At 40.5% G+C, this 22,763-nt stretch carries 17 protein-coding genes and 1 pseudogene; 8 read left to right on the plus strand and 10 right to left on the minus strand.

What is annotated here, in order from left to right; translation table 11 throughout:
- Both ACGF7G_RS06285 and ACGF7G_RS06290 read left to right on the plus strand, forming a co-directional pair.
- Positions 1 to 868, plus strand: an 868-nt coding sequence (locus ACGF7G_RS06285) for a carbon-nitrogen hydrolase family protein (protein WP_387464235.1), incomplete at its 5' end; no start/stop codon positions are given.
- A gap of 624 nt (positions 869 to 1,492) precedes the next feature.
- Positions 1,493 to 6,490, plus strand: a complete 4,998-nt coding sequence (locus ACGF7G_RS06290) for a putative adhesin (protein WP_387464236.1) — start codon at positions 1,493 to 1,495, stop codon at positions 6,488 to 6,490.
- Positions 6,491 to 6,572: 82 nt separating this feature from the next.
- Here the strand turns inward: ACGF7G_RS06290 and ACGF7G_RS06295 are convergent, their stop codons facing one another.
- Entirely contained in the window at positions 6,573 to 6,872 is a 300-nt protein-coding gene (locus ACGF7G_RS06295) for a hypothetical protein (RefSeq protein ID WP_387464238.1), read from the minus strand.
- A 100-nt stretch (positions 6,873 to 6,972) separates the two neighbouring features.
- On the opposite strand from ACGF7G_RS06295, the gene ACGF7G_RS06300 reads away from it, so the two are divergent.
- The 4 genes and pseudogenes from ACGF7G_RS06300 (at position 6,973) to ACGF7G_RS06315 (ending at position 9,474) form a co-directional block, all read left to right on the plus strand.
- Positions 6,973 to 7,185, plus strand: coding sequence for a DNA-binding protein (locus ACGF7G_RS06300; RefSeq protein ID WP_387464239.1), 213 nt, complete (start codon positions 6,973 to 6,975; stop codon positions 7,183 to 7,185).
- 30 nt (positions 7,186 to 7,215) lie between these two features.
- Positions 7,216 to 7,383 (plus strand): annotated as a pseudogene (locus tag ACGF7G_RS06305) (IS1 family transposase); the annotation flags it as partial.
- 138 nt (positions 7,384 to 7,521) lie between these two features.
- Entirely contained in the window at positions 7,522 to 7,971 is a 450-nt protein-coding gene (gene ati1, locus ACGF7G_RS06310) for an Ati1 family type III secretion system chaperone (RefSeq protein WP_387464241.1), read from the plus strand.
- Positions 7,972 to 8,013: 42 nt separating this feature from the next.
- Entirely contained in the window at positions 8,014 to 9,474 is a 1,461-nt protein-coding gene (locus ACGF7G_RS06315; RefSeq protein ID WP_387464242.1) for a VPA0450 family T3SS effector inositol phosphatase, read from the plus strand.
- A gap of 209 nt (positions 9,475 to 9,683) precedes the next feature.
- On the opposite strand, the gene ACGF7G_RS06320 is transcribed toward ACGF7G_RS06315, so the two are convergent.
- The 6 genes from ACGF7G_RS06320 to ACGF7G_RS06345 form a co-directional block, all read right to left on the minus strand.
- Entirely contained in the window at positions 9,684 to 10,163 is a 480-nt protein-coding gene (locus ACGF7G_RS06320) for a DUF1348 family protein (protein ID WP_387464244.1), read from the minus strand.
- Positions 10,164 to 10,199: 36 nt separating this feature from the next.
- Complete coding sequence (locus ACGF7G_RS06325) at positions 10,200 to 10,805, minus strand: TetR/AcrR family transcriptional regulator (RefSeq protein ID WP_387464245.1); 606 nt, start codon at positions 10,803 to 10,805, stop codon at positions 10,200 to 10,202.
- 324 nt (positions 10,806 to 11,129) lie between these two features.
- The gene (gene yciH, locus ACGF7G_RS06330) at positions 11,130 to 11,456 is read right to left on the minus strand and encodes a stress response translation initiation inhibitor YciH (protein ID WP_152961976.1); all 327 of its coding nucleotides are present in this window, start codon (positions 11,454 to 11,456) and stop codon (positions 11,130 to 11,132) included.
- Positions 11,446 to 12,192: an orotidine-5'-phosphate decarboxylase gene (gene pyrF, locus ACGF7G_RS06335; protein ID WP_387464248.1), complete on the minus strand. Its 747-nt coding sequence runs from the start codon at positions 12,190 to 12,192 to the stop codon at positions 11,446 to 11,448. Before pyrF ends, yciH begins: the two co-directional genes overlap by 11 nt.
- A 44-nt stretch (positions 12,193 to 12,236) precedes the next feature.
- Positions 12,237 to 13,406 carry a lipopolysaccharide assembly protein LapB gene (gene lapB / locus ACGF7G_RS06340; protein ID WP_387464250.1) on the minus strand — a complete coding sequence of 390 codons (1,170 nt, stop codon included), beginning with the start codon at positions 13,404 to 13,406 and terminating at the stop codon, positions 12,237 to 12,239.
- Positions 13,407 to 13,412: 6 nt separating this feature from the next.
- A complete protein-coding gene (locus tag ACGF7G_RS06345; RefSeq protein ID WP_133812965.1) occupies positions 13,413 to 13,724 on the minus strand; it encodes a LapA family protein in 312 nt (103 codons plus the stop codon).
- Positions 13,725 to 14,180: 456 nt separating this feature from the next.
- On the opposite strand from ACGF7G_RS06345, the gene ribA reads away from it, so the two are divergent.
- Positions 14,181 to 14,777 carry a GTP cyclohydrolase II gene (gene ribA, locus ACGF7G_RS06350; RefSeq protein WP_387464252.1) on the plus strand — a complete coding sequence of 199 codons (597 nt, stop codon included), beginning with the start codon at positions 14,181 to 14,183 and terminating at the stop codon, positions 14,775 to 14,777.
- Between the two features lie 65 nt (positions 14,778 to 14,842).
- On the opposite strand, the gene acnA is transcribed toward ribA, so the two are convergent.
- Positions 14,843 to 17,518 carry an aconitate hydratase AcnA gene (acnA, locus tag ACGF7G_RS06355; RefSeq protein WP_387464253.1) on the minus strand — a complete coding sequence of 892 codons (2,676 nt, stop codon included), beginning with the start codon at positions 17,516 to 17,518 and terminating at the stop codon, positions 14,843 to 14,845.
- A 252-nt stretch (positions 17,519 to 17,770) separates the two neighbouring features.
- On the opposite strand from acnA, the gene ACGF7G_RS06360 reads away from it, so the two are divergent.
- Complete coding sequence (locus ACGF7G_RS06360) at positions 17,771 to 18,598, plus strand: hypothetical protein (protein WP_387464255.1); 828 nt, start codon at positions 17,771 to 17,773, stop codon at positions 18,596 to 18,598.
- 50 nt (positions 18,599 to 18,648) lie between these two features.
- Here the strand turns inward: ACGF7G_RS06360 and cysB are convergent, their stop codons facing one another.
- A complete protein-coding gene (gene cysB / locus ACGF7G_RS06365; protein WP_387464257.1) occupies positions 18,649 to 19,623 on the minus strand; it encodes an HTH-type transcriptional regulator CysB in 975 nt (324 codons plus the stop codon).
- Between the two features lie 304 nt (positions 19,624 to 19,927).
- Entirely contained in the window at positions 19,928 to 22,528 is a 2,601-nt protein-coding gene (topA, locus tag ACGF7G_RS06370) for a type I DNA topoisomerase (protein WP_387464258.1), read from the minus strand.
- Positions 22,529 to 22,763 lie beyond the last annotated feature (235 nt).

A 22,763-nucleotide genomic window follows, 5' to 3' on the forward strand; every position in this document is an offset into this window, starting at 1 on the left:
CTGGGGTATGCAATTCTTCAAGCAATATCACAACAATTCATTAGTTCTCGATAGTCAGCAATATCAGAGAATTGAGCAGGCCGCCGCCGATAATAATATTATGGTGGTGCTCGGTTTCAGTGAAAAAGATAAAGGCAGTCTTTACATTTCTCAATCTATTATCGACCAGACAGGTAAGACGTTACTGGTACGCAGAAAATTAAAACCCACTCATGTGGAAAGAACGGTTTTTGGTGAAGGTGATGGCAGCGGTTTAAGTATTACTGAGACTACTCTTGGTAAAGTTGGCGCCTTAAACTGCTGGGAACATATTCAACCTTTATCAAAATACGCCATGTTTGCTCAGGATGAACAAATCCATGTTGGTTCATGGCCAAGTTTTTCTGTCTATAAAGGGCGCGTTCATGGCCTGTCAGGTGAAATGAATACCGCCGTCAGTAGTGTATATGCACTGGAAGGCCAATGTTTCTTCATTGGCGCCTGTGCCCTGGTTTCACCAGAAATGATTGATATGCTCTGCAAGACTGAAACACATAAATCCCTGCTTGAAACCGGTGGAGGCTATGCCTGTATTTACGGACCAGACGGCAAACAATTAGCTAAACCACTAGCTCCTAACGAAGAAGGGTTACTGTACGCAGATATCGATCTGAGTGAGATTACCTTAGCAAAATCGGTTGCAGACCCCGCCGGACACTATTCACGACCCGATGTAACCTGTCTTCTCTTAGATAAGACCCGACGTCTGCCTGCTATCATCAAAGAAGCCGAATGGTGTGACAGCGAAGTTTGCACTGAGAAGGAAACGATCAATAAACAGTCAGAAGAAAGATCTGATGACATCAATACAAATACCAAGCAGAAATAAACAAAATAATTTTATAGTTTTATTTTCAGCCGCGCAGTAGTCGTTCAGTTGACCCCGTCCCTGAATACGCGGCTGAAATGCGTCTGATCATGCCACATCAAATATCTTTTTTCTGAATACTGTCTTCTTTAACGCCTGTTTTTTCATTCCTTGTCCCCTACCCCATCTGTATCTGGTATCTGATTCATTACAAAGGATTTGTTAATTCCTCTTATCATCTCAGTCATCAGTTAAATCGCTACAATCAACCTGTAACCTCCTTGTCGTTCACCTGATACGGGAGGTTCACTAAGACACTTATCATAAAAAATAATAAGTAAATACTTATATATAATTAAATAAATTAATAATTTCTACTTACATTAATTAGTATTTTAAATTAATTGACTTTGATTATAATTGACCAACTTGATTAATGTGATTTTAAGATTATGGGTAATATTTAATTATCAATAGTAATCAATATAAATCAGATCAATGTGGTAGTGATTCAGTTAATGCTGATAATCATCCCCATTCATCCTCCCATTAATTTAGTAAATGCAGTGAAAAAATTGTAAAAAAATATAACAACATTGAAGTTCTTATTTTTCATCTATAAATATAATCAACTAGGAGGATTATATGTCACATTCCGATTATGATATTGAAAATACCAATAGCAATGTACCCTATGTAAAAGAAGAAAATAACAGCATTTTATCGCCAATAGCAGAATCTTCGTCCTGGAATCAACGTTATCCTGATCAAGAAGAAACAGAACATACTGTAATCCAGGGAAAATATTGGGAATACCAGAGTAATAGTCATAACGATTGCAAAAATAATAAATGTAATAAGAATAGCGATGAGGTATTTGTCTCTCTGTTGAAGGGTAATCAGAATTACCCAACCTGGATCACATCCGATATTAAATCAACGAGCCTATACATAGTTGAAAATCTATTTTCTTATCGTCAATATTCACCTGAATTCCAAAACTCTTTAAAAGAAAAGTTGAGCATAATTTTTGAAAACTATTCCGAAATAAAATATTCCGACTTACTGCATACAATAAATAACGTCCTTAACCTTATTTTTATAAAAGATTATAAGAAAACAGATAGTGATGCAGCAATAAATACTCTACTGGCAAAGATGGAGATTCTTAACAAACTGGAAAATCTGCATAAAGATGAAACCGCCATAGATAAAAGCAAAATAGATATATGGGACGAATTAGGTATCAATCCCGAAGAACCTCTACTGAAAATATATCGTGAAGCATTTTCTACAGGAGATATCGATGATGAAATCTATTCAGATGCACTGCTAACTTTTATGTCAGATGGCAATATAAAGTTAAGTGATAAAGAAAAGTCAGATTATAACCAACGAATTAAAGATAAAGAAGATCTTTTTAATTCGTATAAACAAGGAATTGAAAAAGTAGCGAAGCTAATTACCTCAACTAATATTAACCCAGGCATACCCATTATTCACACGGAAACAAATCAAAGTATTAATATTGGTGATGATATATTATTAGCCCAATTAGCCAAAGAGGAGATAGCACTAAAAAACCAAAATCGCACCGAATATAGCCAGAAAGACATTTTTGAATTGCAAACACTACAAGCAGCTAAATATCATTTATTAGTTTTATCTTCGTTAGGTGCCCTGCTTTATCAAATTGCGCCTAAAGTAGGAAAAATGACTAAAGGTCATGGTGATTATCGCGATGTTATTTTCTCCCAAGATCAGGCTGAGTTATTATTTAAAAAACATAATATTCAATATGATACTGATCATGTTCTTACCCAGGAATCAAAACATATTGATATGGAAGGCTGTATTATTTTAACAGCGGCAATCATTTATCGAATGAGAAAAGAGAATGCTAATGTGGAACAGGCATTTAATTACTCCACATTAAAAACAATAAAATTATTTGAAAATGACAAGATAAAACTTAACCCTTTCAATAAAAAAAATGTAAAGCCGGCAGGATACTTTTCTTTTATCGATTTCAAAAAGAGAGATAAATTTGATTCACAATACAACTTTAATGAGCAATTTAATGTTTACAAAAACCAATACAGTCATTATGAATCCATTTCACTCAGTAAATTAATATTTTCATCTCCTGCTGCGCAATTAACTGTCGAAGAAATTATTAACCCACCAGAAGAAGCTTTTCTCTATTCAGTCGAACAGGGTATGGGAAATGTCGCCATGATAAAAATGTATCAAGGTAATTGGTTGGTTGTCTCAACAATACAAGGCGGAATAAAAGCAAAAAAATATACCCAACAGCAGGTTGATAGTCATCCCACCTTACGTGCCATGTCTAGACCCAATGCCTTATTTTTAATTGAGCTAAAAATGGAGATAGGCATCGGAATATTAATGCCAAATATGATGGTCACTACTGGGAAAAGGCTTTTTCCGATTGGCTATGAGCGTTCTAACACTCTAATTGGTTTGTCAGAAACAAGCAGATATAAACATTCTTACGATGCATTTTGGAATGATTATTATAGTATAACTTCAGGAATGAATGTAGGAATTAGTTTCACCGGTTCGCCTAAGTTTAATTTTTATAAAGAAGAAAACTTACTTTCTGTTACCGCAACAATAATACAGCAAGGCCTAAATGATATCGCAATAAAAAGCAAACAGGCGCTGGATATTACCTCGGGTTGGCATATAGCAGCAACCATTCTTATTCCTTTCTATAATGTTATCTATAAATCAACAACCGATAGTGAATATAAATTAACGGGAGAAGATATTGGTTCAATTATCTTTGATACAGCAAATGTGCTGTTAGTTGTTGCCACCTTAGGCATGTCACTGACTGAATCAATGGCGGCAAAAGTAACACAAACTACATTACGCCTCAGACAAGCAGGTCTGTCCGGAAGAGCGTTAATTCAAGCTGTCATCAGAACATTGCCAGAGCATGGCATAATCACCTTACGCCAATCTTCCAGTATTATACTCGGCGGATTAATTGATTTAATCGAACCTTTACCTATCAGATCGACTCTGACCTTAACTTACCGAGGAGTCATAAGCGCAGTTGGTGCAATGAGAAATAGTATTAAACTTGAGAAAAGTTTCGCTGATATTTTTGGCAAAAGCGCTAAAGGATTAGGTAAACTTAAAGGTGAATGGAAAGTCAGTCATCTTCCATTCGACGGAATAGTGCCTCATTCAAATGAAGGAATATATAAAGGGATTTATTCAATACGCCCTGCTAATGTAGAAGCAGCCGTAAAACCGAACTACTATATAAAGGAATCTGGCGCTAATTATCAAGTCAAATGGGATGAAGCAAATCATACTTGGCGTGTCGTTAACCCGGCTTACCCCAAACAACTTAGTTACTGGCCTGCGGTTAAATTAAATAAAAATGGGCATTGGGTTACTCATGCCGATGTATCTAATAAATTTCTTATCCTGGAGCAAAGTAAAAAAATAGATCAGGAACTTGAAGCAGCACACAGTAATATTAATCATGATAAGATATTGGATGCATTCATTCATATCAATACTGCATTTAAAAATTGTGAAAGATATGATATCGATAAACTATCAGATATTACTGAAACATTAACACATTTTTTCGAAAAATCGCTAAAACTTGGAGATAAGACCGCTCTACTCAGCACAGAGGTAGCAGATATCCAGCAGGCTTGGATCCGTGAAGTTATTCTACCATTACAAAACAATCCGAGTATTTCAATTGAAAAAATTAATGCTATCAAAACCGAACTTCCTGATTTACTGAAAGAAACATTTTCCTTTGAAAATCAATTACCCAATCAATCAGAGATAAATAAAATTGCCCTTGCCATTGAGGAAATACCATTCACACCAATACCAAAATATACTTCAGGTAATATCTCAAGAACGGCTCAATATACATCGATAGAGAGTAACCGTGTTGATATTCCGCCTATCGGGATCACAATAACAGGTAATGAATTATTTATTAATCAAGTCACTCATGCACTAAACGAAATAGACCAAATACCATCTGGAAATATCGTTATTCAGGAACTTGAAAAACAGGGTTTTAATATACAGCCTCCGACGATGAGTGCCATTGTCCGTGAAAAAAATGGGCAATTTTACGCCAAAAACAGCGCCGGCAGCAGTATCGCCTTTGATCCAGAGAATCACCTGATTGGCATGGAAGAAAAAATTGCCGAGGAACCTTGGCGTTCTCGTGAACCTGCAATTGCCTTATATCATGAGATGCTGCATATCTATTATAATCGTTACCCAACATGGTTTACTTCTATCGATAATAAAATGATTGATAAGAAAGTCAGTGGTGGTTTTTCTGCGCTGGAAGAATCACGTATTGTAGGAACAAAATATTACGTCAATGATGAAAATACGTTATTTGATTTCAGTAATTCTGATTATTTACTGGAGAATAATTCAGCCCTGTTAACGGAAAATAGATTCAGAGCGGAATATGCCATATTTAAAGGTAGAAATGAGTATATTATCCGGCCTTATTCTGGCAAGGGCAATAGTCAAATTCCACTAACAAATATCAAAATAAACATAAATGAATCACACCGAAATGTCATGGGCGTGGGTGATGGAAAACCTGAAAAAATGCCTAATGAGTCGGCAACTGATTACCGAAACAGAGTGAGAGAATGGAGGAAAGCCAATAAGAAACCAGAAACAGAGATTGGAACAGGTGATATTAGAAAAACAAAAGCGGAAGCCAGGATTAAACATTTACATGAAAGCTATCCTCAGTTAGAACCACAAAAAATTGAGTTAGGTGGTGCATTCCAATTATGGACGGTACCGAATGAACCGGCTAATAAATTAGTATTAAGCTCACACGGATACTTTTTCTCTGACAGTGCAGGGACACAAGTACCGGCGGGTAAGACAATTCAATTTCTCGGCCCTCATAGTAAAACATTGCTGGAAGCACCAGAAGATCCACTTAACTCGCCTTTTGATGTCACATTGGGTAATAGTGGTCTGAATATACAACCTTATGCAACAATTAAAGCAGGTAACACAGCAAGTCTGGCTAATGTAAAAATAGGTGATAAAACTTTTACCATAAACGATATTCAAAATATGACTGCTAATGATGTTGAAAACTATCTGCTTGCTACCGGAGTAGAAGCTAATAGATCGAATCATGGCAGGGTAAGAAATTACGGTATCAAGTATTATGAAAAAATGCCTGATGAAGAAGTTAAAGCAGCAATATGGAAAAACAGAGCGGACGACACGACTATCAGTAAATTTGATGCACTGGTAATTAGCCCAGAAGCAGGAAACCGTAAAAAACTGTCTGATATTTTTGCCCTGATGAAATCAGACAAGAGAATGGCAAAGTATGACGAAATTACCTTTGTTGCCTGCCGTGAAGAACTTAACAGAATAAACATGAAATCAGTACATGATACCGGCCTTGGCGGCGGTTATGAACCCAAGTTGGAACCAACAGTTATTTCTTCACGCCGGCGGCGGGAGGCGACATTCACGGCTGATGGCGCAATAATTTATTCTGTTATTACGGTAAATTTGCACCATAATCTCACAACAGCAAAAATCGTCGGTATAGCACCTTTCTCATTTATAGATAATTAAAACGTACCTTTGCATCATCTGAAATACCAAACTAAGGCGGGGAGCCCCTCCCCACCTTGTCCGCGCGCATCAATCAGGAGGATCAAAAAAATGACGGTACGAAAGCCACGGGGAGAGCATCAAGTTCGAAGTCGATTTTTTCAATCAACCCCGTGCGGGTATCCACAGAGAACGGGACCACCTGCTGGCCGTGGTTAGACCACAACCAATGGGTGATATAGATCGGATTAACGCCAACTTCCGTTGGCACCAAAACGCTGCCGCAAGACCGCAACAGCCAGACCAGACGTAAACCATCGAATCGCACCAGAGACTCTACATCGGTAGTGATGTCATCCTGGTAGATTTCCGGCAGCTTATGTTCGGCGGCGAGAGAGATCATTACGGATTTGAGGTAGACCCCATGATCTCCAACCAATATCTGTCAAAAACTAGTTGATATTTCACTGTTTCTGATTAATTGAAATTTCAGTGTTTAGAGGATGGAGAGACAAGACATGGAAGAAAAGTTTAGCAGATATGACCCCACTGAATACTTGACCAGTGAGGCTGAAATCAATGCCTATCTGAATGAAGCTATCGATATCGGGGTACCTATTCTACTTTCTGTAGCCCTTGCTGACATCGCTGAAGCCAGAACCACAGGAAATGAACAAGAGTGTGATGAAATTGATTGGACAGTTAAGTCAAAATAAGCAGCATGTAGATTCTTAAGAGTCCTGCGCGAGATACATCTGATCGGGAAAATCTTCACACAGCGTATCGAGCGTAACAATCTGAGGCTCAGAACGCGCATCAAACGATTGGCTCGTAAAACCATCTGCTTCTCTCGCTCTGTTGAAATCCACGAGAAAGTCATCGGCGCTTTTATCGAAAAGCACCACTTCAACTGATTGGAGGCGTCACCCAATAAAAGTTATTAAAAAAATAAAAAAATCCGCCTGTACTTAATATCATACAGTTCCCTCGTCTTTATAATCCTTCTTACTAAGAAGAATAACCATCAAAAAATAATATATAGAAGGAACACAATGGATATCTATCAGGAAAGTATCAGCTTTTTAGGTAACGGTGCCGATTTCGATGAAAATGGATTATTTCAATGTGAGTTATCATTCGATACTAATGATCATGGTGAGGCGCTTTTCTTAACCATATTTAAGAATGAAACAACCATTAATTTACACATATCTCTGACCAGTCCAGTTGAATTACCAACGCCTCTTCCAGAAGCGATTGCAGTCGCGATCGGTGAACACGCGCTAGAACCTTTTAGAGGTGGTTTTGGTATTGGCTTAATGCCTGATAGCCGTAGATTAACGATTTATAAGATTATTTCTCTATCAAATAAGCCTCAAAGTTATGTGCAAAACATCTTTCAGCAACTGTTAGAAAAAATGGAGCAATGGCACCGTTTTATTGAACAAACGAATAACGCAGAAACGATCCCAGAAAAACTACCTGTCGGGATTTTTATTTAATCCCTGCAGCGAACACCCCTATTTATAATATGAGGTTAATTTATGTCAACAATTCAAATTAATAGTCAGTACAGAGGTAGTTTAGACTTCGCGGATATTCAAAATATCAAAACCAATGCGAAAGAAGGTGATACGGTTAAGTTTGGCTCTGTATTTGGTAAAGAATACAGCGTTACTAAAAACAGTGATGGTGAAGTTAGCCTAAAACAAAAAGAGAATCGCAGCTTTTTTAACCGCTTCTTTAGCAATACAGATTCATCGAAAAACAGTGATTTAAAACTGAATCTGATGAACCAACAGCTGCACAAAAAAGAGAACAGCGGCAACGTTAAGGTCTTAACATTAACCTACAACCAGGCTAACCAAAAGATGCCGGAAGAGACTAAGAACTACTTCCAGAATCTGATCCAAAAAGGTGATTATGATGTGGTCTTGTTTGCTGAACAAGAGTCTAAATTGCTTGCTAACGACCTAGAACTCGATGGCATGAACCTCCTTAGCCAAAACAAAATGAAAGTAATGACCAAAGGTCTTGGTGAAGGTGTTAGTTATACTTCTATGTCTGTTTTTGCTAAAGATGGCGTCGATATTAACGTGAAAAAAGAGTCTGAGTATCGTCACGGTATCATTGGTAACAAAGGCGGGGTGAAAACCGCTTTAGAGATCAATGGCCAAGCTTTAAACGTGATTTCCGCGCACTTGGATTCTAACAAAGAAGTAAAGCGTGAATTCGAAGGAAACAAGTTGATGGAGGGGATCAAACCGAATGAAGAGGTTCTGATCACCGGCGATCTCAATGAACGTGAGAAGCGTGTTGCTGAAGGCTCTGATGTGCTGTACGACCCAATTGCACACGATGATACGCATTTAGCAAAACATGGCTTTAAGTTCAAACCACTCGATAGCCATACCTACATGCAGCTTGATAAGCACACTGGCAATATTAAACAGAAAGAAGGTCGAGATCGCCCTGATTTCGGTGAGCTCGATAATACTGGTTTAACCAACAAAACGGGTAACTTACAGAACCATGAAACCAGTGTGATCACTGATGGATTTGTGAATGTCAGTGACCACAAACCAGTACAGTCTACGTTTGAGGTAAGAAGTTTCTCTCAAAAACTCATAGAAAGCGCGATGACTCAAAATGCTGGTGACTTCAAAAATGACGCGGCATACCTAAAGCCTGGTACTGATCCAGCTAACGCGACGTTTGACGATGTCACATCCGCTAACCAGGCACGTCTAGGTTTAGAAAGCTTAAGTCCCAATGAACAAGAGTTCGTAAAAGAGAACTTTTCGAGTTTTATTATCGGTAAAGATGCACTCTTCAGTCAGTTAACTAGCGGCTTTATGGAAGAGATGGGTCAACTTCACGCATCTGATCTTGCTAAAAACCCATCTCAACTACAAACGCAGCAAATTGCATTGAGTGAAAAGTACGAACTTCTCAGTGATAAAGTGAATGCTGAATTTAATAAACAATTCGTTGCTAACCTCTAATAGCAATCTAACAATTGCTCTCTGTTAGATATTAAAAGCAAAGAGTGGTCAGTTTTTGAAGGGGCGTTTATCCCGAAAAAAGTATGCCAAATTGAAAAATTGGCATACTAATCAGCTCGAACATAACGAAGGCGATTCTACCTTAATCGGGTGATGCCTCCGACCGCGTATAAACCAGCCATATCTACAATTTTCTATTTACTATTAAATTACAATCCTAAATCAGATAATCCAGGATGATCATCAGGGCGACGACCTAAAGGCCAATGAAATTTTCGTTCAGACTCTTTTATCGGCAGATCATTAATACAAGCATAGCGGTTGTACATTAAGCCATCTTGGTTAAATTCCCAGTTCTCATTACCATATGAACGAAACCAGCTACCTGAATCATCGCACCACTCATAAGCATAACGAACCGCTATTCTATTATCAGTAAAAGCCCACAATTCTTTAATAAGCCGATATTCGTGCTCTTTCTCCCATTTTCTGGCCAAGAAATCCTGAGCCTCTTTACGGCTATGCACGAATTCAGCGCGATTACGCCAATGAGTACCCAATGAATAAGCCAATGAAACCTTTGCCGGGTCACGGCTGTTCCATCCATCTTCGGCCAAGCGAATTTTTTGAATAGCCGTTTCCCGGGTAAATGGCGGTACTGGCTGGCGAATTTCTTTTGTATCAGACATATTTTGTCTCCTAATTAATTATAATTAAATTTTCCATTAACTCACATTGTATTTATTCAATAATGCCTTAGCGATATTCATTGCTTCCAAAGCATAATTTCTATCATTCATTATATGGGCAGTTGTAATAGCGCCTTCTATCAGAATCAAAAATTTCCTGGCTAAATCCACCGATGAATCCGGTGATATTTCTTCACAAATAGAAAGAACGTAAGTAAAAACTTTCTCTTTATGCTCCTTAGCAATAATTCTTACCGGATCAACAGGATCAAGCCGTTCACCAGATGTATTGATAAACGCACATCCTCTGAAATCATCACTTTCAAACCATGTTTGTAATACCAGAAAAATATTCAACAATTTTTCTTCTGGCGTCTTATATTCAGCTATTGATGAAGTAAACCACCCCATCCATCGTTCATCCCGCCGGCGAAGAACTTCTTCAACCAACCCATCTTTGGTACCGAAATAACGATAAATTGTCTTACGTGAAGAACCGGTTGTACGCGTTATCAGATCGATACCTGTCGCCGCAATCCCCCTGGTGTAAATTAATTCATCTACAGCATCCAACATGTTTTCCCTGATGTTTGCCGCCTTCTCACCTTCCATGTTTTTCATGGTAGAATGATCGTTCTCCATAGTCAACCTCTTAACTAAAAAAACAGAATAAATTTGTTATCTTTATGATTTAAAAAATAATTTTAATAATAATCACATTTATCATAAAGAGACCCATTTTCACAAAAGAACTATCTTAAATAGTCTACAGTGCATTATGATAGCAAAATCATAGCGTAAAATAATTTACGAAACAGACTGGATGTTTTTAACTTTTCAGAAGGGGGTGTTAATTGTATTTAATCGAAAAATCATCAACCATTAATAGAGAATTAAAAAAAATCCGCATGTAAAAGAATATTGTCCGAACAGATAGGTATTAAAGGGCGAATATCCGCCCTTTTATCAGCCACCAGCCAATTTAACTGTCATACCTTTGGCTTCAAGCAATTGTTTCAATAAATCTCTTTTATCGCCCTGAATTTCTATTTCACCATCTTTTACTGAACCACCGCAGCCACATTTTTTCTTCAATTCAGCCGCCAACTTGACCAGTGTCTGATCATCAGCGTCAATTCCGGTAATAACGCAAACGCCCTTTCCTTTACGACCACTGGTTTGGCGCTGGATACGAACAATACCATCCCCTTTCGGACGCTGAGGTTTAGCGGTTTCTTCCTGAATACGGCCCCCATCGGTGGAATAGACCAGACGCGAATTATTATCTTGCATTAATAACTCCTGCAATAGATTGGTTAATCTGACGCAATGCCGCCGCCGGATCTGCTGCACGGGTAATCGGACGCCCAATAACCATATAATCAACACCAGCCAATACCGCCTGTTCCGGCGTCATGATACGACGCTGATCACCGGCTTCACTGCCTGCCGGACGGATCCCCGGCGTTACCAGTCGGAAATCCTGACCACAAGCGTTTTTCAGTTGCGTAGCTTCATGCGCAGAACAAACCACACCATCCAATCCACATTCCTGCGTGAGTTTTGCCAACCTTTCAGCCTGTTGCGCTGGCGTAATATCAATACCGATACCTTGCAGATCCGATTGTTCCATGCTGGTTAATACCGTGACAGCAATTAACAACGGCGCAGCATGACCATAAGGCAGTAGCGCTTCTTTCGCCGCCGCCATCATTCTGGCACCACCGCTAGCATGAACGTTTACCATCCAAACCCCCATCTCAGCCGCAGCCGCTACCGCTCTGGCGGTGGTATTGGGAATATCATGAAATTTCAAATCCAGGAATACGTCAAAGCCACGCTGGTGCAACGACTTAACAAACTGAGGACCATTGAGGGTAAACATCTCTTTACCCACTTTCAGGCGGCAATCCTGTGGATCAATTTTGTCAGCAAAAGCCAAGGCAGCATCCTGATTGTCATAATCTAAAGCAACAATTACAGGCGAGCTAATCTGTTTACCGAATGATGTTAAGGTATGCGATGTCATTTTTTAACCTTTTTGACCAACAAAGAAATATTACTGTGATATTGTCACTGACCATCCAACCCACGGATAGGTTTAATCGAATCCCATGAACGGCATGATGGGCAGTGCCAATAAAGTGAATGAGAAGTAAAGCCGCATTTATGGCAGCGATAATTAGGTTTAGTACGAATTTGTTCACCCACCATGTCCCGCAACAAAATAATACTTTCTTTCGCCCGGCCTTCTTCCGCTTCTGCCAAATGGTAATCCATCAGGCGATAAAACAAGCGCATCGTCGGATGACGTTCTAATTGATGATTGATATAGATCTGCGCGACTTCATGGCCCTCTTTCTGCTCGATAATATCAGCCAGTAAAAGTTCGGCAGTTGCCCCACTATTCTCTTCGACACAACGTTTGAGGAAATTTTCCCATTCATCAATCTGATTCAGATGCTGGTAACATTCCTGGAGAATAGGTAACACCTCACTGACTAACTCTTTATCTTGCTCAAGTACAGATTTCAAAGAACCCGCCGCTTTAGTGTATTCCTGTTGGACCATAAACAGACGTCCCAACATGATAGAAACCCTGGCGCAATTTTTATCTGCCTGGACAGCTTTATTGAGATAGCCAATAGCTTCATCAAGATCATCACCGCTCATTTCCTGCAAAGCCAGTTCGCAATAAAAATGCGCAATTTTTTCCCGTATATCGTGTTTACCGGATTTAACTAATTTTTCAGCGATATCAATGGCTTTTTTCCAATCACTAGTTGCCTGGTAAAGCGTAAGCAGTGATTGAAAGGCATTTTGCCGAAAATCTTTTTCATTCATCAGCTGAACAAACATATTTTCGGCACGATCGTACAAACCCGCAGACATATAATCGCGGCCTAATTGTTGCGTCGCCAGTAAGCGCTGCTCAAATGTCAAAGAAGCGCTTTCCATGAGAGATTGGTGAATACGGATAGCCCGTTCCACTTCTCCCCTGGAACGGAACAGATTCCCCAAAGTCAGATGCGCTTCAAAAGCGGAACTGTCCTCTTTAAGCATCTCAAGAAACAGATCCACCGCTTTATCTTGCTGGTTCGAAAGGAGAAAGTTAACCCCAGCAACATATTCCCGCGACAAGCGATCAGCATTTTGTTGTTTATCCTGTTGAGCACTTCTGCGCCCCATATACCAGCCATAAGCAGCGGCCACAGGAAGCAACAGAAACAACAGCTCTAACATGGGGATTTATTCCTTGCTAAATACAGGCGATGAATGAGTAACCGGAGGTTCAGCCGGTTGCTCCAGTTGTGCTTCGAGTCGCTTAATCTTGCGTTCAGCTCTTCCCAATGACAAACGAGTACGAAGATAGAATAATCCACAGATAACCCAGCCTAACACGAAACCGCTGGCGAACAAGATAGCCAAAAGTGTAGATACGGAATAATTCCCTTTAGCAATCAGATAGTTAAAAGTAACAATTTGATCGTTATTTGCGCCAAGGGTCACAGAGATGACAAAGATCACCAACACCAGTAATAAAATCAGAAAATATTTCACATTTTTTCCTGTTATCTATTGTTGCTTGGATATTATGCCAAATAACAGACATAACGGCCTATTAAATTAGCATTTCCAGTCTGGGCAAAGGAAGCAATTTATCATGATAAATGCTTCTTTCCGCTTTTTTGCGATATCTTCCGACTAACCAAGTGTAAATAAGAAGCAATTACCTATCTAAACCCACCAACTAAAAGCAGCCACCAATATTATCCCCTGCCAGACTGGTATACATTTTAAAAACCCGTCCACAGCTTAACATATTGATGTTATGCCAATTACTTATATACGATTATTTGAGGATTTTTCACAGATAATTGGCTGTAGATATGGCAGAATAGATGTACGTTATAATCAGAGAAAATTTCTTGTACAGTTTCAGCTGATTTCCCAGACCGGTATTATTTTCTTAAATCTATTCTTGTAACGAGTCTGAATCGACATATGAACAATAAGATGCAATTAAAACAGGTAGCTGAGGCTAAATTACCTACCCCGTGGGGCGATTTTCTAATGATCGGCTTTGAAGAAATCGCCACAGGTCAAGATCATGTCGCATTGGTATATGGCACTATTTCTGATAATGAACCGGTTCTCTCCAGGATCCATTCAGAATGTCTGACGGGTGATGCCTTGTTCAGTCTGCGTTGTGACTGCGGCTTTCAACTTGAAGCGGCTCTGGCTCAAATTGCCAAGGAAGGACGAGGGATATTACTTTACCACCGGCAGGAAGGTCGTAATATCGGCCTGCTAAACAAAATTCGTGCTTATTCGTTACAGGATAAGGGCGCTGACACGGTAGAAGCTAATCATCAGTTGGGTTTTGCCGCCGATGAACGTGATTTCACCTTATGTGCAGACATGTATAAATTGCTGGGCGTTCATGCTATTCGTCTACTGACAAACAATCCTAAAAAAGTAGAAATTATGACCGAAGCAGGTATTAATATTGTGGAGCGGGTTCCGTTAATTACCGGCCGCAATGCTAACAATGCTCATTATCTGGATACCAAGGCCAGAAAAATGGGACATTTTCTACCTGATGAGCTTTAATTTCTACTTATTTTAGCTGGCAAAGACGGCACCGATATTGGTGCCATCTTTATGTGATGTAAAAATTATTTCAACATATGGCGGATGACATAATGCAAAATACCGCCGTGGTAGAAATAATCCAGTTCAGTTCCAGTATCAATACGACACCGAGCCTCAATGACCACCTTACGCCCACCAACATAAGTCATTTTTACCGGTACAATCTGACCAGGCTTGAGGTTATTCATCCCGGCAATATCAATCGTCTCATCACCTTTCAGATTTAGCGTTTTACGGTTTACGCCCTGAGGGAATTCCAGTGGTAATACCCCCATACCAATCAGGTTAGAACGGTGAATACGTTCAAATGATTCCGCAATCACCACCCGAACCCCCAATAACCGGGTTCCTTTCGCTGCCCAATCGCGGCTCGAACCAGAACCATATTCTTTGCCGGCAATGACTGCCAATGGTGTTTTTTCTTCCTGATAACGCATGGCCGCATCATAAATCGCTAATGGTGTTTGTAATGGAATATGGCGGGTATATCCGCCTTCTACACCCGCAATCATCTCATTACGAATACGAATATTGGCGAACGTTCCGCGCATCATCACTTCATGGTTACCACGCCTTGAGCCATAGGAGTTAAAATCTTTAGGATCAACGCCATGCTCTTGAAGATAACGCCCTGCCGGACTATCAGCTTTGATATTCCCCGCCGGGGAAATGTGATCTGTGGTGACAGAATCACCCAGAATCGCCAGGATATTCGCACCATGAATATCCGTGATAGCCTCCGGCTCTGCTGTCATCTCACTAAAGAATGGCGGGTGACGGATGTAAGTAGAATCAGGCTGAAAGTCATAAGTTGCAGAACTGATGACTTTCAGCGACTGCCATGTCTCATCACCATCAAAGACTTCGGCGTACTCTTTGTGGAACATGCCAACTTTAACTTTATCAACCGCTTCAGCAATTTCTTTGCGGTCAGGCCATATGTCTTTCAAATAGACATCATTGCCTTGCTGATCCTGACCAATAGGATCGTTAGTCAGATCCTTTTTCATGCTGCCGGATAAAGCATATGCCACAACCAATGGGGGTGATGCCAGCCAGTTGGTCTTTATCAAAGGATGGATCCGGCCTTCAAAGTTCCGGTTACCAGACAGGACCGCACCGACAGTAAGATCGGCTTGCTTAATCGCAGTTTCAATAGGTTCAGGCAATGGCCCGGAGTTACCAATGCAAGTTGTGCAGCCATAACCCACCAGATTGAAGCCAAGTTTCTCCAGATAGGGCATAAAGCCAGCAAGTTTAAGGTAATCCGTCACCACTTTCGAGCCGGGTGCCAGTGAGGTTTTTACCCATGACTGGCATTTAAGCCCTTTCTCAACCGCTTTTTTCGCCAGTAAACCCGCAGCCATCATCACACTGGGGTTGGATGTGTTGGTACAGGAAGTTATCGCAGCAATAACCACCGCCCCCTCTTCTAACTCATAGCTCTGGTTATCCAGATTAACGGGAGCTGAAGCGACTTTTCCTTGTGCTTTATTCATCTCCAGATCAATGGCTGACTGAAATGCCTGCGGTACCCGCTCTAAAGCAACCCGGTCTTGGGGACGTTTCGGCCCGGCGATACTGACTTCCACCGTAGACATATCCAGTTCCAGACTGTTGGTAAATACCGGCTCATCACCCGGATTTCGCCATAATCCCTGGATCTTACAATAGGTTTCAACCAGAGCAATCTGCTGTTCTGTGCGCCCGGTTAACCGCATATAACTCAGCGTAATCTCATCCACCGGGAAGAAACCACACGTTGCACCATATTCCGGTGACATATTGGCAATGGTTGCCCTGTCTGCCAGCGGCAAGTCAGCTAACCCATCACCATAAAATTCAACAAATTTGCCAACCACACCCTGTTTACGCAGCATCTGTGTCACTGTCAGCACAAGATCTGTCGCAGTAATCCCTTCGCGTAACTTTCCGCTGAGTTTAAAACCCACCACATCAGGGATAAGCATGGAAACAGGTTGTCCTAACATAGCCGCTTCCGCTTCGATACCACCAACTCCCCATCCCAGAACACCAAGGCCATTGATCATTGTGGTGTGAGAATCAGTACCAACCAGGGTATCAGGATAAGCTAACTCTCGCCCGTTATGCGTTTCATGCCAAACCGTTTTACCCAGGTATTCCAGGTTTACCTGATGGCAAATCCCGGTTCCTGGCGGTACGACACGAAAACGGTTAAATGCTTGTTGTCCCCAACGCAGAAACAGGTAACGTTCATAGTTACGTTCCATTTCTAATTGAACATTTTGTTCAAAAGCGTTTTCCGTGCCAAATTTATCCACCATAACGGAATGGTCAATAACCAAATCAACCGGAGACAATGGATTAACCTGCTCAACATCGCCGCCAAGGCGCTGAACGGCGTCCCTCATCGCCGCTAAATCAACGACGGCAGGCACACCCGTAAAATCCTGCATCAATACACGTGCTGGCCGGTAAGCAATTTCCCGATCTGCATGACCGGTATTTTGCCAATCAATAATCGCTTTTAAATCGTCATCAACAACAGAGTTGCCATCAATATTGCGCAGAAGATTTTCCAGAAGAACTTTCATTGATTTGGGCAAGCGGGAAATATCACCTAAATGTTTAGCAACCAGTGGCAAGCTGTAATAATCATACTCTTTACTTGCAGCGGAAAGTGTTGAAACACAAACCTTTTTTAAATCAAACGACATAACTCCTCCTTCTTATTATGCTGGCATCATTCAAAGCCATCTTATAAGCATGGCACAAGTTAAACATAACATATAAGCAAGTAATTGTTTTTTATTACCACACAATTTGTCAATTCAAAGTATCCATCAGAATTTAAGTAATAAATTTTGATGATTTAGTTGGGTAAACAATCGAATGACAATCAGATAGAATTCGTTTTCCAACAGATCAATTGGATTCGAATTATCAATTAAAAGAATAAGGACAAAATTATGGATATAAGAAACTCAATTATAAATCACCAGGAACATATCGAGAAAATCAATGAAGCCAATAAGTTCTTCCACATTGATGGAGCTTATTTTAATATAGAAAATACAAATACATACAAAGAAAAAGATGGTTTAGTTCAATTCATTATAGCAACACAATTATCTGATCAAAAAGATGTTCAGGAAAAAACGAATAGTTTAAGTCAAACATTAATTGCACTTTCCTCCATCGCAACTAATTATGTCAATAAACATGCAGAAAAGCATGGAGAGAAATACAAGACAGATATGGCATTCTGGACTCAAGTGGTCAACAAACTCCCTTTAATGGGGACCAGCAAAGTTGAATCCAAAAGCTACACAGACTCATTAACGGGTCTAAGTATCTCAAAAAGTTTTCTTCATTTTATCATGAATGTTGTTGTATTCGAAAATACAGATATGCTGGCAAACTTCGCTGACTTTCTTACCAAACAAGGAGAAACGATTCGTTTAGGCATACGGAAAAATAAAGGTTTTTATTCTACTGTCACACTGACAGTTGCCATAGATACCTTGGTTGTCGGAGAAAAGACGGTATATATTCCAAAACTGAAACTCTATCGAATTAATTTCGATAGTAATAATTCAAACTTTTTATCAAGTTGTGCTTCTAATGAGAATGTTAATATTGATTTTGAATACTCATCCTTAATATCGGTCTTAGACTACGAAGCGCTCGAACATCCTGATCTTAAGGCCAGTTTTGATAATTTCATTAATAAACACAGAAAAATGTCAATAGAAGATTCTGATGATTTTTTCAGTGGTGAGTTTAATCCAACCTGATAAGTAAAATCCGGGAGATAATGGAAGTCATTATCTCCCTTACTATTTTATTATATGATTGGCAATTTGATCTCTTTGAACATGATTTCGATATCTTCATTTGAGCGCAAAGCAACCGCCTGATCAATAACATCACGCGTCAGGTGAGGTGCGAAACGCCACATAAAATCATACATATAGCTGCGCAAGAAACTACTGCGCCGAAAACCTATCTTAGTTGTGCTGTAGCTGAATTTATCTCGCATATCAATGCAAATAAGGTCTTTATCCTGCACCGGATCAACCGCCATGCTGGCAATAACCCCAACCCCCAAACCCAACCGGACATAAGTTTTAATGACATCAGCATCAGTAGCAGTGAAAACAATTTTAGGTTTTAGGCCCACTTTATCAAATGCAACATCTAATTCAGAACGACCGGTAAAACCAAAGGTATAAGTGACCAGTTGATATTCTGCCAATTCTTCAATTGAAACATTCTCTTTACCCGCCAGCGGATGATCCTGTGTCACCACTAACGTTCTGTTCCAATGGTAGCAAGGCAACATTATCAGATCTTCGTATAAATGCAGCGCTTCAGTGGCAATAGCAAAATCAGCATTACCTTTACTCACCGCTTCCGCAATTTGTGTTGGCGACCCCTGGTGCATATGCAAAGAGACCTGCGGATAACGCTCAATAAATCCTTTAATCACCGGAGGTAATGCATAACGGGCCTGTGTATGGGTAGTGGCGATATATAACGAACCACGATTCGGATAAGTATGTTCACTGGCAACTGACCGGATTGCATCAATTTTAGACAATACTTCACGAGAAATTCGGACAACCTCTTCACCTGCGGGAGTAACATGCGTCAGGTGTTTACCACTGCGGGAAAAAATCTGAATACCTAATTCATCTTCAAGCATTCTGACTTGTTTACTGATCCCTGGCTGAGATGTATACAATCCTTCCGCCGTAGATGAAACATTAAGGTTGTGGTTTACCACCTCCACGATATAACGAAGTTGTTGCAATTTCATATAAGCACCATCCCAAAATAAACGCTGTGAACGATTATGACTTAAAACTTGACCTGATATTGCCGTTTGCTATTTATTATAACTAATAGAAATAATACTGTTATCGCATATAACCACTATAACACGGTTATATATTTATATAACGAATAATTAAAAAATCATAACGAAAGTTATAGCCACATTTTTATGCCGATATTTTAAAATTCTGTTGATAGATGAAAAAAGCCAACCTATAAGGTTGGCTTAATAGAAAAAAATAACTTCATTTTTGAGAAAAAGAGCGTATTGACTCTCTTAAAAATTATTACTGTTTATCTTTCTCAACCCATTTTCCATCAACATAAAACACACTCCACCCCGTTGCCTTGCCATTTTTCTCTGAAGAAGCATATTGCTGTTTAGTTTTGCGACTAAAACGGATAACAGTTTTATGACCTTCAACATCAGCTACAGGCGCATCAGCCAGATAGCGTAGTTTTTCCGGCAGGCGGTCTTTAAAACGAGCCAGCTCTTCTACCAACGGAGCTCTGGTTTCCTTCGATTTAGGAAAAGTATTCGCGGCTAAAAAGACGCCAGCGGCACCATCACGCAATACAAAATACGCATCAGACTTTGCACAAGGCAGTTCAGGTAACGGAACCGGATCTTCTTTTGGTGGAGCGACTTCTCCGCTACGCAAGATCTTACGGGTATTTTTACAAGTTTCACTGGTACAGCCCATGTATTTACCAAAACGCCCCATTTTCAGGTGCATTTCAGCGCCACATTTATCACACTCAATGACAGGGCCATCATATCCCTTAATACGAAACTCGCCCTCTTCCACTTCATAGCCATCACAAGCAGGATTATTACCACAAACATGTAATTTACGCTGGTTATCGATAAGATAACTGTCCATCGCTGTACCACATTTTTTACAACGACGACGAGCACGTAATGCGTTTGTTTCCGCATCATCCCCTTCCAAAATATTGAGAATTTCATTTTCAGGGATAAGGTTGATCGTCTGCTTACAACGCTCTTTAGGTGATAACGCATAACCGGAACAACCCAGGAAAACGCCAGTGGTTGCCGTGCGGATACCCATAGGACGATGGCATGTCGGACACTCAATGGAGGTAATCACCATCGGGTTGGGTCGCATCCCGCCATCTTCCGGGTCTTTATTGGCAACATCAAGCTGTTCACTGAAATCAGTGAAAAACTCATCTAAAACCCCTTTCCATTCAGCTTTATTACTTGCAACTTGATCGAGCTGATCTTCCATTTGCGCGGTAAAATCATAACTCATCAGCCCGTTGAAATTCTCTTCCAGCCGATCAGTGACAATTTCCCCCATTTTCTCTGAATAGAAACGACGGCTCTCCACCCGAACATAACCACGATCCTGAATCGTGGAAATAATGGAAGCGTAGGTAGACGGGCGACCAATACTGCGTTTTTCCAGTTCTTTAACCAAGGATGCCTCGCTGTAACGTGCTGGCGGTTTGGTAAAGTGCTGGCTTGGGAGCAGTTGTTGCAAATCAAGTTCAGTACCAATGTCAACAACAGGCAAAGTGTGGTCTTCATCACCCTTGCGCAATACAGGCATCACTTTCGTCCAGCCATCAAAACGTAATGTACGGCCCTTGGCGCGCAATTCAAAATCACCCGCCTGTACCGTAAGAGTTGTGGAATCGTATTGTGCCGGTGTCATTTGGCAAGCAACAAACTGACGCCAGATAAGCTGATACAGTTTTTGCGCATCCGCATCCATGTCTTTCAGCTGTTCAGCCATGACATCAACACTGGAAGGACGAATAGCTTCATGCGCTTCCTGTGAATTCTCTTTGCTGCTGTAAGTATTCGCGGTTTTTGGCAGGTATTTATCACCAAAATTATCACCGATATAACCACGAACCATATCCAACGCATCCTGACTCAGGTTGGTTGAGTCAGTACGCATATAGGTAATATACCCAGCCTCATACAAACGCTGGGCCATCATCATGGTCTTTTTAACACCAAAACTTAAACGCGTGCTGGCGGCCTGCTGCAATGTGGAGGTGATAAATGGCGCACCCGGTTTACTGGATGTTGGACGATCTTCACGATCAATAACCTTGTAACGGGCTTTTTCCAGTAACGATATGGCGGCCTGAGTTTGCTCACCATTAACCGGCTTAAACGGCTTACCCTGCTTATGAGTCACTTCCATATGCAGTGAAATTTCACCTTTCGCCAGTAAATCAGCATGTAACTGCCAATATTCTACCGGTACAAACGCTTTAATTTCGCGCTCTCTTTCTACAACAAGGCGTACCGCCACAGATTGCACGCGCCCGGCAGAAAGCCCTCTGGCAACCTTTTTCCACAGTAGCGGAGAAACCATATAACCCACAACCCGATCCATAAAACGACGGGCTTGTTGCGCATTTATCCGGTCAATATTCAATTCACCCGGATTATCAAATGCCTGTTTGATGGCATTTTTAGTAATTTCATTAAAAACAACCCGGCTAAAACGATCACTGTCACCACCAATCACCTCCCGCAAGTGCCATGCAATGGCTTCTCCTTCACGGTCAAGATCCGTTGCAAGATAAACATGATCTACTTTTTCAGCCAGTGATTTGAGCTCTGCCACGACCTTCTCTTTGCCTGGCAAAATCTGATAATCAGCTTCCCAGCCGCGGTATGGGTCAACCCCCATACGGCTGACTAATGCGGCTTTCTCATCTTTTTTGACCTTCTTCTTAGACTTATCGGTAGATGAGCTCGAGCTCTTTTTACTGGCTGAACCGCTGGTCGGCAAATCACGGATATGACCTACGCTGGATTTCACCACGTAGTCACTCCCCAAATATTTATTGATTGTTTTGGCCTTTGCCGGGGACTCCACTATTACAAGAGCTTTACCCATAATTATCTTTACCTAGTTATCTTTTCAGATGGCGAAATTCACAGCGTCCATATCACGGTATTTAAAACCTCTTTTTATATTGCGATAGATTCGCAATATATCAACTTATTTTTATTCAGATGATCTGTCCGAAGCCAAAACATGTTGAATTACTTAAGGTATTTTAGATACCGCCCATGAGTTATGCAAATGAATGAAGCAAATCGTAAACAAAATTTTCCATCTGCATGACGAA

This window comes from Photorhabdus sp. RM323S (genome assembly GCF_042879375.1).
Classification (GTDB): domain Bacteria; phylum Pseudomonadota; class Gammaproteobacteria; order Enterobacterales; family Enterobacteriaceae; genus Photorhabdus; species Photorhabdus tasmaniensis.